Consider the following 12,360-nt stretch of genomic DNA (forward strand, 5'->3'; position numbering starts at 1 on the left):
CCGGCGGGCGCAACGCCCGGGCGGCTGCCGGCCGGCCCTTGTTCGGCCGGACGAAACGGCTGCCGGGGCCGGATCGAATCCGGCCAACCGGGCGGCCAGCCCGTGCCCGGCGGCAGAACCGGGCGGGGCAAATCGTACTACAGTCTCAGCGCACGACCTGTGCGAGCGCGCCCGACTTGTACTGCTCGGCGATCTTGTCGAGCGACACCGGCTTGATCTTGCCGGCCTGGCCTTCGCAGCCGAACGCGAGGTAACGGTCGACGCACACCTTCTTCGCGGCTTCGCGCGCGGGCTTCAGGTAGTCGCGCGGATCGAACTTGCCCGGGTTCTCGAACAGGTAGCGGCGGATCGCGCCGGTGATCGCCAGACGCAGGTCGGTGTCGATGTTGATCTTGCGCACGCCGTGCTTGATGCCTTCCTGGATTTCCTCGACCGGCACGCCGTAGGTTTCCTTCATGTCGCCGCCGAATTCGCGGATCTCGGCCAGCAGCTCCTGCGGCACCGACGACGAACCGTGCATCACCAGGTGCGTGTTCGGGATGCGCGCGTGGATTTCCTTGATGCGCTGGATCGACAGGATGTCGCCCGTCGGCTTCTTCGAGAACTTGTACGCGCCGTGCGACGTACCGATCGCGATCGCCAGCGCGTCGCACTGCGTGAGCTTCACGAAGTCGGCGGCCTGCTCCGGATCGGTCAGCAGTTGCTCGCGGGTCATCGTGCCTTCCGCGCCGTGGCCGTCTTCCTTGTCGCCCTTCATCGTCTCGAGCGAGCCGAGCACGCCGAGTTCGGCTTCGACCGTCACGCCGATCGAGTGCGCCATCTCGACGACCTTGCGCGATACGTCGACGTTGTACTCGTACGATGCGACCGTCTTGCCGTCGGCTTCGAGCGAACCGTCCATCATCACGCTCGTGAAGCCGCTGCGGATCGCGGCCGTGCAGACGGCCGGCGACTGGCCGTGATCCTGGTGCATCACGACCGGGATGTGCGGATACGATTCGACCGCCGCTTCGATCAGGTGGCGCAGGAACGGCTCGCCCGCATACTTACGCGCGCCGGCCGATGCCTGCATGATCACGGGCGCGCCGACCTGATCCGCCGCCGCCATGATCGCCTGGACCTGCTCCAGGTTGTTCACGTTGAAGGCCGGCAGGCCGTAACCGTGCTCTGCCGCGTGGTCCAGCAATTGACGCATTGATACGAGAGGCATTGTGGAACTCCTTGGAATGAAAACCGGTGCGCCCTGACGCCGGCGCGGCGCTCGCTTCCCTCTGAACCGGGACGGCGCGGCGCGGCTGAGCGTCGAATAGCCACATTTTATCGCGAAGCGCCTCCGATTCCGACCGCCCGGAGGGCCCCGCTCGCAATTTGTTACGTTCGCACGGCACAATGCGGCCAAAAAGGAGAAAAAAAGCCGCGCGGGGCTTCGGACCCCGCGCGGCTTTTGCTCAAAAACAGTGACGGATCAGCTTCGGCCGATCCGGGCTGCCGGCCACCGGGCCGGCTCGATGCGGCTCAGCCGGCGCTCAATAGTGCTCGCCGACCCGCACGATCTTCAGCGTGTTGGTGCCGCCCGCCTGCCCCATCGGCTCGCCGACGGTCAGCACGACCATGTCGCCATGCTGCACGTAACCCTGCTTGACGACGATCTCGAGCGCCGCCTGCAGCGCCGAATCGCGGTCGCTGTTGAAGTCGACGTGCAGCGGCGTCACGTTGCGGTACAGCGCCATCGTGCGCTCGCTGCCGACGCGCGGCGTCAGCGCGAAGATCGGCACGTGCGTGTAGTGACGCGACATCCACAGCGCGGTCGCGCCCGACTCGGTCAGCGCGATGATCGCCTTCGCGCCCAGGTGGTACGCGGTGAACAGCGCGCCCATCGCGATCGACTGGTCGATCCGCGTGAACGTGCGGTCGAGGAAATCCTTGTCCAGCTCGACTTCTTCCGACTTTTCCGCCTCGACGCACACGGCCGCCATCGTCTCGATCGTGACGACCGGATACTTGCCGGCGGCCGTCTCGGCCGACAGCATCACCGCGTCGGTGCCGTCGAGCACCGCGTTCGCGACGTCCGATACCTCCGCACGGGTCGGCACCGGCGCGTAGATCATCGATTCCATCATCTGCGTTGCGGTGATCACGAGCTTGTTCGACTCGCGCGCCATCCGGATCATCCGCTTCTGCAGCGCCGGCACGGCCGCGTTGCCGACTTCCACCGCGAGGTCGCCGCGCGCGACCATGATGCCGTCGGACGCGTCGAGGATGCTCTGCAGCGCCGGAATCGCCTCCGCGCGCTCGATCTTCGCGATCATCTTCGGCTTGATGCCGTACGGCGCGCCCGCGATGTTCGCGAGCTGGCGCGCCATTTCCATGTCGGTCGCGTTCTTCGGGAACGACACCGCGACGAGGTCCGCGCCGAGCGACATCGCGGTGCGGATGTCTTCCATGTCCTTCGCGGTCAGCGCCGGCGCCGACAGGCCGCCGCCCTGGCGGTTGATCCCCTTGTTGTTCGACAGCTCGCCGCCCACCTTGACGGTCGTGTGAATCTCGTCGCCGAGCACGCGCTCGACGGTCAGCACGATCAGCCCGTCGTTCAGCAGCAGCAGGTCGCCCGGCTTCAGGTCGCGCGGCAGCTCCTTGTAGTCGAGGCCGACGCGCTCGTCATTGCCGAGTTCGCAGCCCGCATCGAGAATGAACGGCTGCCCCGGCACGAGCGTGGTCTTGCCGTTCTCGAACTTGCCGACGCGGATCTTCGGACCCTGGAGGTCGGCCATGATCGCGATCTCGCGGCCGACCTTGCGGGCGGCCTCGCGCACCATTTCGGCGCGCTGGCGGTGATCGTCGGCCGTGCCGTGCGAAAAATTGAGCCGCACGACGTCGAGGCCCGCCTGCATCATCTGCAGCAGAATCTCCGGCGAACTGGATGCCGGGCCGATCGTAGCGACTATCTTGGTGGCGCGCTGCATGAAACTCCTCATCTGGATCAAGGTGGATGCGCTGGGTGAAACGCTGCGAGAGCCGGAAGCGGCAGGCCCAGCGGCCGCCGCTCCGGGGAGCGTGCCGGTGCTGGCGCCCGGCATCGCTTTGTTCTGAAATTCGTGGTGCTGCACGGCCGCGTCGCCGGCGGCCGCCGGTGCGCGCGGGGCGGTGTTCGCCCGCGCGGGCGCGCGTTTGCGCTTGCCCGCGCCGGCCGGCTGCTCCGCTTTCGCGGAGCGCGCGGCCTTCGTCACCCCTGCGCGCGCCGCCACGCTCAGGCCGCCCGCGTTTCGAGCACTTCCACCGCCGGCAGCTTCTTCCCCTCGAGGAACTCGAGGAAGGCGCCGCCGCCCGTCGAGATGTAGCTGACCTGGTCGTGGATGCCGTACTTCGCGATGGCCGCGAGCGTGTCGCCGCCGCCCGCGATCGAGAACGCGGACGATTTGGCGATCGCTTCGGCGAGCGTCTTGGTGCCGTTGCCGAACTGGTCGAACTCGAACACGCCGACCGGGCCGTTCCACACGATCGTGCCGGCCTTCTCGAGCTGGCTCGCGAGTGCCTTGGCCGTATCGGGGCCGATGTCGAGGATCATGTCGTCCGCTTCGATGTCGGCGACCTGCTTCACCGTGGCCGCGGCCGTCGGCGAGAATTCCTTGGCGGTGACGACGTCGGTCGGGATCGGCACCGACGCGCCGCGCTCGCGCGCTTCGTCGATGATCGCCTTCGCCTCGGCGACGAGATCGGCTTCCGCGAGCGACTTGCCGATCGACAGGCCGGCCGCGAGCATGAACGTGTTCGCGATGCCGCCGCCGACGATCAGCTGGTCGACCTTGCCGGCCAGCGACTTCAGGATGGTCAGCTTGGTCGACACCTTCGAGCCGGCGACGATCGCCACCAGCGGGCGGGCCGGGTTGCCGAGCGCCTTGCCGAGCGCGTCGAGTTCGGCCGCCAGCAGCGGGCCCGCGCATGCGACCGGCGCGTACTTCGCGATCCCGTGGGTGGTCGCTTCCGCGCGGTGCGCGGTGCCGAACGCGTCGTTCACGTACACGTCGCAGAGCTTGGCCATCTTCTGGGCGAGCTCGTCCGAATTCTTCTTCTCGCCCTTGTTCACGCGGCAGTTCTCGAGCAGCACGACCTGACCCGGCGCGACGTTCACGCCGTTCTCGACCCAGTTCGACACCAGCGGCACGTCGCGGCCGAGCAGTTCGGCGAGACGCTTGGCGACCGGCGCGAGCGAGTCTTCCGGCTTGAATTCGCCTTCGGTCGGACGGCCGAGGTGCGACGTGACCATCACGGCCGCGCCGGCGTCGAGCGCGGCCTGGATGGCCGGCACGGACGCGCGCACGCGGGTGTCCTCGGTGATGTTGCCGTGATCGTCCTGCGGGACGTTCAGGTCGGCGCGGATGAACACCCGCTTGCCGGCGAGCTGGCCGGCGGCGATCAGGTCGGTAAGACGCTTGACTTGGCTCATGTTGGACAGATTGAAGTAGTGGATGGGGAAAGGGGGTTCACGCTGGACGTGCGCGGGCTGCCGCGAAAGGGCGCCGGATGCGGCCGTGGCTGGCGGTTCGCATGACGCGCACGGGTAAAAAATCTCGAACGGGCATTCTAGCCGATCCACCCGGCAGACTGACCCGTGCGGCGGCGAATTCCGCCTATTTGGGATTGCGCGCCGGAACCGAAGCACTGCTGCAACGCAGCAATGCGCGCACGCAGGCGGGCAGCGCTTGGCAAGCCGGAACGGCAGTCCATCAGAAGATCAGGCGGAGCGCGGTGAACACGAGCATGCCGACGACGATCGTGCCGAGCATGCTGCGCCGCCACAAAAACCAGCCGAGGCCGGCGAGCGCCGCGTAGAACGGATGGTTGGACAGCGCGAACGACAGCCCCGCCGGCGTTTCGAGCACGTCGGGCAGCACGACGGCGACCAGCGCGGCGGCCGGCGCGTAGCGCAGCGCGCGCTGCGCGCGTTCGGGCAAGACCGTGCGCTCGCCGCCGATCAGGAACAGCGCGCGCGTGACGGCCGTGACGATCGTCATCCCGACGATGACGATCCAGATCTCGGTCGCGCTCATTCCATGTCCCTTTCGTGCACGGTTTCGGTACGGATACGTCGCCAGTCGGCCCGCTCGACGAAGAAATCGGCCGTGCAGCCGGCCGCGAGCGCGGCGAGCACCGCGATCGGCAGCGCGAGCCGGTACGGCAGGTCGAACGCGACGAGCGATACGATCCCGGCGACCGCGACGGCCGCGAGCGTCGAGCGGTTCGCGACCGCCGACACCATGATCGGGATCAGCGCGAGCGTGCCGGCCAGCTCCAGCCCCCAGCTCGCCGGAAAGGCGCTCGCGAGCAGGATGCCGGCGAGCGAGGACACCTGCCACGACGCCCAGCTCGCGAGCGCCATCCCCAGAAATACGCTTCCTTGCCCGGCACGCGGCCGTACGCGAAGCCCTGTTTCTGGAACAGCAGGTAGATCACGTCGCCGTTGAAATAGCCGATCGCGAGGCGCCGCCACAGCGGCAGGTAGGAAAAATGAGGCGCCAGCCCGGCGCTGAAGATCACGAAGCGCATGTTGACCATCGCGGCCGTGAGCAGCACGGTCCAGATCGGCAGCTTCGCCGCGAGGAGCGGCAGCACCGCGAGCTGCGACGAGCCCGCGTAGACGAACAGCGACATCGCGCTCGCCTGCCCGAGCGTCATCACGGACTTGCTCATCGCGATGCCGGTGACGAGCCCCCAGGACAGGATCGCCATCAGTGTCGGGGAATAGTCGCGTGCGCCCTGAATCAGCGCGAAGCGGTCGGTGGCGGACAATCGAGCGAGCATCGGAAAGCGGGCCGCAGCGGGCGGTTCGTCGGGACGCCGGCGCCTCCTGCCGGTACGACCCATCGTTATTGGAATCGGTACCGGACGATTATAGCGCCGGCCCCGCGCCGGCCGACCGGATCACCCCCAAATGACGCTAAAATAAGCATCTTTCCGGCTCAACGCTGCACAACCCGCAGCACACCACCGCTTCCAGGAGAATCGTATGTCAATGGCCGACCGCGACGGCAAGATCTGGATGGACGGCAAGCTGATCGACTGGCGCGACGCCAAGATCCACGTCCTGACCCACACGCTGCATTACGGCATGGGCGTCTTCGAGGGCGTGCGCGCGTACAAGACGGCCGACGGCGGCACCGCGATCTTCCGCCTGCGCGAGCACACCAAACGTCTGCTGAATTCCGCGAAGATCTTCCAGATGGACGTGCCGTTCGACCGCGAAACGCTCGAAGCCGCGCAACTCGCGGTCGTGCGCGAGAATCGGCTCGAGTCGTGCTACCTGCGCCCGATCATCTGGGTCGGCTCGGAAAAGCTCGGCGTGGCCGCGAAGGGCAACACGATCCACGTCGCGATCGCCGCATGGCCGTGGGGCGCGTACCTCGGCGAGGACGGCCTCGCGAAGGGCATCCGCGTGAAGACGTCGTCGTTCACGCGCCACCACGTGAACGTGTCGATGGTGCGCGCGAAGGCGTCGGGCTGGTACGTGAACTCTATCCTGGCGAACCAGGAAGCGACGGCCGACGGCTACGACGAGGCGCTGCTGCTCGACGTCGACGGCTACGTGTCGGAAGGCTCCGGCGAGAACTTCTTCCTCGTGAACAACGGCAAGCTGTACACGCCCGACCTGTCGTCGTGCCTCGACGGCATCACGCGCGACACGGTCATCACGCTCGCGAAGGACGCCGGCATCGAGGTCATCGAGAAGCGCATCACGCGCGACGAGGTCTACACGGCCGATGAAGCGTTCTTCACCGGCACGGCCGCCGAAGTCACGCCGATCCGCGAACTCGACAACCGCACGATCGGCAGCGGCGCGCGCGGCCCCGTCACGGAAAAGCTCCAGTCGGCGTTTTTCGATATCGTGTCGGGCAAGAACGCGAAGTACGCGCACTGGCTGACGAAGGTCTGAGCGCGCCGCGCCCCGACCGCCCCACACAAGAGTGATAAGAGAAAGTCTCATGAGTGAAATCAAGGAAATGCCGCTCGTCGAGCTGACGGCCAAGGATCTTCCCGCCTATTGCCCGAACCCGGCCATGACGCGCTGGAATGCCCACCCGCGCGTCTTCATCGACGTGTCGCACGGCGAGGCGCGCTGCCCGTACTGCGGCACGCGCTACAAGCTGCGCGACGGCGAGGTCGTCAAGGGCCACTGAGCCCCGGCGGCCGGGCCTGAAGGCCCACCGTCCCGCAAGGCGGCGCAGCCGGGAGTCCGGCGCGCCGCCCGTCTCCATTCTGGCAACCCGAACGCGGCGCCCGAGCGCCGTGCTTCATTACGACATCGGAAGTCGACCTGATGCGTCGAGCGCTGGTTATCGCACCGAACTGGATCGGTGACGCATTGATGGCGCAGCCGCTTTTTGCGCTGCTGAAGAAACTCCATCCCCGCATCGCGATCGATGCCGTCGCACCCTCGTGGGTCGCGCCCGTGCTCGAGCGGATGCCCGAGATCCACGATGTCTACGCGACCGATCTCGCGCACGGCAAGCTGCAGCTGCTGCGCCGCTGGCAGCTCGCGAGCGACCTGCGCGACGTCGGCTACGACGCCGCGTACGTGCTGCCGAACTCGCTGAAGTCCGCGGTGATCCCGTGGCTCGCGAACATCCCGCTGCGGATCGGCTACACGGGCGAGCACCGCTACGGGCTGTTGAACGTGCGGCACGCGAACCCCGACAAGTCGGGCGAGCGGCCGCCGATGACGACCCACTACGCGGCGCTTGCGTACGCGCCGGGCGCGAAGCTGCCCGAGTCGATGAAGACGCTGCCCGCCCCGCGCCTGGACGCCGACCTGAACGAGACGGCGCGGGTATCCGCGCGTTTCAATCTCGATACGCGCAAGCCGCTCGTCGTGTTCTGCCCCGGCGCCGAATACGGCCCGGCCAAGCGCTGGCCGCCCGAGCACTTCGCGACGCTCGCGACCATCGTCCACCAGTCGTTCCCGTATACGCAGATCGTCGCGCTCGGCTCGCAGAAGGATGCCGCGGCCGCGCAGGCGATCGCCGACCACGCGCCGAACGTGCGCAACCTGTGCGGACAGACGTCGTTGTCCGAGGCATGCGCGCTGATCGCGCGCGCGAACGCGGTCGTCACCAACGATTCGGGGCTGATGCACGTCGCCGCCGCGTTGCGCCGGCCGCTCGTCGCGCTGTACGGATCGACCGATCCGCGCCACACCCCTCCGCTGTCGGACCTGGCGAAGGTACAATGGCTGCATCTCGAATGCAGTCCCTGCTTCGAACGCGAGTGCCCGCTCGGCCACCTGAAGTGCCTGCGCGAACTCGGTCCGGAGCAGGTATTCGGCGATTTGCGCGGCATGCTCGTCGGGCAGCGCTGACCCTGACCGGCAGCGTCGCACGGCGCGCCGGGCAATCCGATTCACCGGTGTGCGGCGGCTCGATCCGGGCCGCCGTGCTGAATACGGCGCGCGATGCGCGCGAGAGACCACCCCGATGCCACGTTTTGCCCGCCTCTTCGAAGCCGCTGCCGATACGCTGAACGCCTACTACCAGGCCGTCGCGGATGCCAATCTCGACGCGCTGCTGGCGTTGTGGATCGACGAGGATTTCGCCAGCTGCGTATGGGCGGACGGCGAGCATCTGCACGGCCTCGACCAGATCCGCGGCGGGCTCGCCAACCGGCTCGCGACACGCCCGGTCACGATCGAGCCGCTCGACATCCGCGTGTACGACAGCCTCGGCACGGTCGTCTATACGATCGCCGAAGCGCATCAGCAGGCCGACCTGACGGCCGAACCCGACATGGTTTTCGCGACGTACGTGATGATCCACGAACGCGGCGAATGGCGCATCGCGCACATCCACGCGAGCCCGATTCCTGAACAGGCGGCCGGACAATTCGCCGCGAAGATCCGTCACGGGCAGGGTCCGCTGCACTGACGAAGAACGAAGCAACGCATTAGCGGGGCGATCATGAGTACGGCTTCTCCGCCCACCTCGCCGCTGACCGGGGCTCCGGCCCCCGACGACGATTCATTGCGCTATCGCGCACCGCGCTGGCTGCCCAACAGCCATGTGCAAACCATCGTGCCCGCGCTGTTCGCGCGGCGTCCGGTCGTCGCTTACCGACGAGAGCGATGGGAAACGCCCGACCACGACTTCATCGATCTCGACTGGGTCGCGCACCTCGACAGCGCGGCCCCGGCGCCCGACGCGCCGCTGTTCGTGCTGTTCCACGGCCTCGAAGGCAGCTCCGGCTCGCACTACGCGCTCGCGATGATGGCCACCGCGCGCGCGAACGGGTGGCACGCCGTCGTCCCGCACTTCCGCAGTTGCAGCGGCGAGATCAACCGCCAGCCGCGCTTCTACCATCTCGCCGACAGCGCCGAGGTCGACTGGATCCTGCACCGGCTCGCCGCGCAGCATCGCGGGCCGTTGGTCGTCGCCGGCGTATCGCTCGGCGGCAACGTGCTGCTGCGCTGGCTCGGCGAGCATCGCAGCGACACGTCGATCGTGCGCGCCGCCGCCGCGATCTCGACGCCGATCGACGTGCACGCGGGCGGCCGCGCGTTGTCGCAAGGGTTCGCGATGGTCTACACGCGCAGCTTCCTGAAGACGCTCAAGCGCAAGGCGCTCGCGAAGCTCGACCAGTATCCGGGGCTGTTCGACCGCGAAGCGATGCTGCAGGCCGTGACGATGCGCGACTTCGACGAGGTCGTGACCGCGCCACTGCACGGTTTTGCGAACGCGGACGACTACTGGACAAAGGCGACCACGCGGCCGCTGCTGCCTGCGATCGACGTGCCGACGCTGATCCTCAACGCCCGCAACGACCCGTTCCTGCCCGAATCGGCGCTGCCGGGCCCGGCCGACGTGTCGCCGGCCGTCGAGCTCGACCAGCCCGCGCACGGCGGCCACGCGGGCTTCATGACCGGGCCGTTCCCCGGCCGCCTCGACTGGCTGTCGGCGCGGGTGTTCGGCTATTGCTCGAAATTCGTCGACCATGGATGACATCGTCAGGCAGGCGCTCGCCAAATGGCCGAACGTGCCGGATTGCACCGGCTGGCTGCTGCTCGACCGGCGCGGCACATGGCGGCTGCGCGACGACGCCGCACAGGCGGCCGGCGAGCTCGGCTCGCCGATCCGGCATGAGGCGCTGAACGCGTTCATCGGCCGCAACTACGCATGCGACGCGCAAGGCCGGTGGTTCTTCCAGAACGGGCCGCAGCGCGTGTACGTCGAGCTCGCCTATACGCCGTGGGTCGTGCGGCTCGCCGAACGTGACGGACAGCTTGCGCTCACCGACCAGACCGGCGCCCCGTTCGAACCGGAGGCCGCCTGGCTCGACGACGGCGGCGGCGTGCTGTTTCGCGAGGCCGGCACGCCTGCGCGCATCGCGGCGCTGCACGATCACGACCTCGGGCTGTTCGCCGATCACGCGGATTTCGATGCCGAGCCGCCCGTGCTGCGCTGGCGCGACGGCCGCACGCTGTCGCTCGGCAGTATCGCGTGCGCCGACGTGCCGGGCCGGTTCGGCTACGTCGCCAGCCCGGCGCGCCACGCACGCGACGCGGCCGACAGCGGCCACTGACCCGCCGCGGCGACGGCCGCGTTCGCCGCGCGCCGGCCGCTACCCGCGGCCGTTCTTTTCGTCGTCGCGCTCTTCCTTGTAGCGCGCCTCGAATTCCAGCAGCCGCGCGCCGATGATCGACTGCTCGTAGAACGACACGTCCTTCGCGTCGCGCGCCTCCTTCAGTTGCCGGATCGCCGACGGCCATGCACCGTCGAGCGCCAGCTTCTCCGCCAGCGCCCGGCGCCGCGCGAGCACGTCGCCCTTGCCGTCGCTCGACTTCGCGAGGTAATCCCACCAGTCCGGCTGTTCGGGGTCGGCCTTCGCCTGCGCCCGTGCGAGGGTTTGCGCTTCGGCGAAGCGACGCGCGGCGATCAGCGCCTGCAGGTGCGCGACGATCGCCGCGTGCGACGCCGGCCAGCGCCGCTGCGCGAGCGCCGAGAGCCGCACCGCGTCGTCGGTCCGGCCCGCGCGGCGGGCGATGTCGGCGGCCAGCACGTCGAGGCTCGGCGAGCTGGTCGCGGGGTCGTCCTCGCGCCGCTCGCGCGCATCGAATGCGGCGCGGGCCGACGCGAGCGCGTTGTCGGCCGCGTCGTACTGGCCGAGCAGCGTATTCGCGAGCGCGATGCCGTACCAGTTCGCCGCGACGTTCGGCGCCGTGTGATCGTCGATTTCGAGCTGCATCCGGCGCGCCTCGGCCGCGATGTCGGTCGGCGCCCGGTTCTGCAGGACGCGCAGCCGTGCCCGCACGAACCCGTATTCGGCCGACTGGCGCGGCTGCCGGTACGGCGCGCGGCGCGCGCGATCCTCCATGTCGGCAATCCGCTCGCCGGTCAGCGGGTGCGTGCGCGCATAGGCCGGCACGCCCGCATCGCCCATCGACGCGCGGTCGAGCCGCTCGAAGAAGCCGGGCATTCCGTACGGGTCGTAGCCGGCCCCCGCGAGCAGCTGGAAGCCGACGCGATCGGCCTCGCGCTCGGCCGACCGCGAGAAGCGCAGCTGGTTGTCGACCGCATACGCCTGTCCGCCCATCGCGATCGCGCTGCCGAGATCGCCGCTGCGCGCGAGCACGCCGGCCAGCACGCCGAGCAGCATCGTCGCGAGCGCCGTGTAGCCGGTCTTCTCGCTCGCGCCGATCATCCGCGCGATGTGCCGCTGCAGCACGTGGCCCATCTCGTGGCCAACCACCGATGCGAGCTCCGACTCCGTCTGCGTCGTGACCACCAGCCCGCTGTTGATCCCGATGAACCCGCCCGGCATCGAGAACGCGTTGATCTGCGGATCGCGCACCGGGAACAGGTCGAAGTCGGGCGTGTAGCCGCCGATGTAGCGCGCCGCCGCCGCGGCCGCGAGCCGCGCCGCCATCGCGTTCAGGTAGTCGCGCACCAGCCAGTCGTCGAGATAGTCGGGATCGCGCCGCACCTCGCGCATCACGCGCTCGCCGAGCCGGCGCTCGGCGCGCGGCGTCAGCGAACCGCCGGAGCCGTCGCCGAGATCGGGCAGCTCCAGCGCCCGCAGCGGCGCGCGCAGGCTCGCGACCGGCGCCGACGCACCGGCCGCGCCCGAGAACCGGCTCTCCGCGCCGCCGTACGTGCCGAATACGCCGGTCGCGATGCCGGACGGCACGGTGGAAATCGACGTCGGGCCGCCGGCCGCCGGCTCGAGCGGCGGCGCGGATGCGCTCTGCGCATGACCGCCCGGCGGCAGCGCGAGCGCCGCCGACAGCGACACGGCAAGCAACTGTTTGACACGCATGGCAGGATGAAAACGACGCCGTCCCGCGCGCGCGGCGCGCATCGCGGCGTTTGGTCTGAATAT

General features: G+C 68.8%; 12 protein-coding genes and 1 pseudogene. 7 read left to right on the forward strand and 6 right to left on the reverse strand.

Going from position 1 to position 12,360, the window contains the following annotated elements:
- Positions 1-145: 145 nt before the first annotated feature.
- Positions 146-1,210: a class II fructose-bisphosphate aldolase gene (gene fba, locus SY91_RS16305; protein ID WP_006481730.1), complete on the reverse strand. Its 1,065-nt coding sequence runs from the start codon at positions 1,208-1,210 to the stop codon at positions 146-148.
- A gap of 316 nt (positions 1,211-1,526) precedes the next feature.
- A complete protein-coding gene (gene pyk, locus SY91_RS16310) occupies positions 1,527-2,963 on the reverse strand; it encodes a pyruvate kinase (RefSeq protein ID WP_011546106.1) in 1,437 nt (478 codons plus the stop codon).
- On the opposite strand from pyk, the gene SY91_RS35055 reads away from it, so the two are divergent.
- Positions 2,962-3,090, forward strand: coding sequence for a hypothetical protein (locus SY91_RS35055; protein WP_023476234.1), 129 nt, complete (start codon positions 2,962-2,964; stop codon positions 3,088-3,090). The genes pyk and SY91_RS35055 overlap by 2 nt on opposite strands.
- Positions 3,091-3,247: 157 nt before the next feature.
- On the opposite strand, the gene SY91_RS16315 is transcribed toward SY91_RS35055, so the two are convergent.
- From SY91_RS16315 to SY91_RS16325, 3 genes and pseudogenes are all read right to left on the reverse strand, one after another.
- The gene (locus SY91_RS16315; protein WP_006481732.1) at positions 3,248-4,444 is read right to left on the reverse strand and encodes a phosphoglycerate kinase; all 1,197 of its coding nucleotides are present in this window, start codon (positions 4,442-4,444) and stop codon (positions 3,248-3,250) included.
- A 280-nt stretch (positions 4,445-4,724) separates the two neighbouring features.
- Entirely contained in the window at positions 4,725-5,048 is a 324-nt protein-coding gene (locus SY91_RS16320) for an AzlD domain-containing protein (RefSeq protein WP_006477942.1), read from the reverse strand.
- Positions 5,045-5,799: pseudogene (locus SY91_RS16325) on the reverse strand (AzlC family ABC transporter permease). Before SY91_RS16325 ends, SY91_RS16320 begins: the two are co-directional and overlap by 4 nt.
- Positions 5,800-6,004: 205 nt before the next feature.
- Between SY91_RS16325 and SY91_RS16330 the strand changes: the two are divergent.
- The 6 genes from SY91_RS16330 to SY91_RS16355 all read left to right on the forward strand — a co-directional run bounded on the left by SY91_RS16330 (position 6,005) and on the right by SY91_RS16355 (position 10,563).
- The gene (locus SY91_RS16330; protein WP_011546109.1) at positions 6,005-6,928 is read left to right on the forward strand and encodes a branched-chain amino acid transaminase; all 924 of its coding nucleotides are present in this window, start codon (positions 6,005-6,007) and stop codon (positions 6,926-6,928) included.
- A 49-nt stretch (positions 6,929-6,977) separates the two neighbouring features.
- On the forward strand, positions 6,978-7,172 hold the full coding sequence (locus tag SY91_RS16335) for a zinc-finger domain-containing protein (protein WP_006482499.1): 195 nt from the start codon (positions 6,978-6,980) through the stop codon (positions 7,170-7,172).
- A gap of 140 nt (positions 7,173-7,312) precedes the next feature.
- A complete protein-coding gene (gene waaF / locus SY91_RS16340) occupies positions 7,313-8,350 on the forward strand; it encodes a lipopolysaccharide heptosyltransferase II (protein WP_006477936.1) in 1,038 nt (345 codons plus the stop codon).
- A 115-nt stretch (positions 8,351-8,465) separates the two neighbouring features.
- Positions 8,466-8,912, forward strand: coding sequence for a nuclear transport factor 2 family protein (locus SY91_RS16345; RefSeq protein WP_006477934.1), 447 nt, complete (start codon positions 8,466-8,468; stop codon positions 8,910-8,912).
- A gap of 33 nt (positions 8,913-8,945) precedes the next feature.
- Complete coding sequence (locus SY91_RS16350; RefSeq protein ID WP_043887559.1) at positions 8,946-9,983, forward strand: hydrolase; 1,038 nt, start codon at positions 8,946-8,948, stop codon at positions 9,981-9,983.
- Positions 9,976-10,563 (forward strand): DUF2946 family protein, encoded by a 588-nt coding sequence (locus tag SY91_RS16355; RefSeq protein ID WP_023476237.1) that lies wholly within the window; start codon positions 9,976-9,978, stop codon positions 10,561-10,563. Before SY91_RS16350 ends, SY91_RS16355 begins: the two co-directional genes overlap by 8 nt.
- Positions 10,564-10,602: 39 nt before the next feature.
- Here SY91_RS16355 and SY91_RS16360 read toward each other — a convergent pair whose 3' ends face one another.
- Entirely contained in the window at positions 10,603-12,297 is a 1,695-nt protein-coding gene (locus SY91_RS16360) for a M48 family metalloprotease (RefSeq protein ID WP_023476238.1), read from the reverse strand.
- Positions 12,298-12,360 lie beyond the last annotated feature (63 nt).

The sequence above is a fragment of the Burkholderia cenocepacia genome (genome assembly GCF_014211915.1).
Taxonomy (GTDB): domain Bacteria; phylum Pseudomonadota; class Gammaproteobacteria; order Burkholderiales; family Burkholderiaceae; genus Burkholderia; species Burkholderia orbicola.

Bases quoted from the DNA above. Each gene is read 5' to 3' on its own strand.
- fba (WP_006481730.1), bottom strand. From the start codon at position 1,210: ATGCCTCTCGTATCAATGCGTCAATTGCTGGACCACGCGGCAGAGCAC.
- SY91_RS35055 (WP_023476234.1), top strand. From the start codon at position 2,962: ATGAAACTCCTCATCTGGATCAAGGTGGATGCGCTGGGTGAAACGCTG.
- pyk (WP_011546106.1), bottom strand. From the start codon at position 2,963: ATGCAGCGCGCCACCAAGATAGTCGCTACGATCGGCCCGGCATCCAGT.
- SY91_RS16315 (WP_006481732.1), bottom strand. From the start codon at position 4,444: ATGAGCCAAGTCAAGCGTCTTACCGACCTGATCGCCGCCGGCCAGCTC.
- SY91_RS16320 (WP_006477942.1), bottom strand. From the start codon at position 5,048: ATGAGCGCGACCGAGATCTGGATCGTCATCGTCGGGATGACGATCGTC.
- SY91_RS16330 (WP_011546109.1), top strand. From the start codon at position 6,005: ATGTCAATGGCCGACCGCGACGGCAAGATCTGGATGGACGGCAAGCTG.
- SY91_RS16335 (WP_006482499.1), top strand. From the start codon at position 6,978: ATGAGTGAAATCAAGGAAATGCCGCTCGTCGAGCTGACGGCCAAGGAT.
- waaF (WP_006477936.1), top strand. From the start codon at position 7,313: ATGCGTCGAGCGCTGGTTATCGCACCGAACTGGATCGGTGACGCATTG.
- SY91_RS16345 (WP_006477934.1), top strand. From the start codon at position 8,466: ATGCCACGTTTTGCCCGCCTCTTCGAAGCCGCTGCCGATACGCTGAAC.
- SY91_RS16350 (WP_043887559.1), top strand. From the start codon at position 8,946: ATGAGTACGGCTTCTCCGCCCACCTCGCCGCTGACCGGGGCTCCGGCC.
- SY91_RS16355 (WP_023476237.1), top strand. From the start codon at position 9,976: ATGGATGACATCGTCAGGCAGGCGCTCGCCAAATGGCCGAACGTGCCG.
- SY91_RS16360 (WP_023476238.1), bottom strand. From the start codon at position 12,297: ATGCGTGTCAAACAGTTGCTTGCCGTGTCGCTGTCGGCGGCGCTCGCG.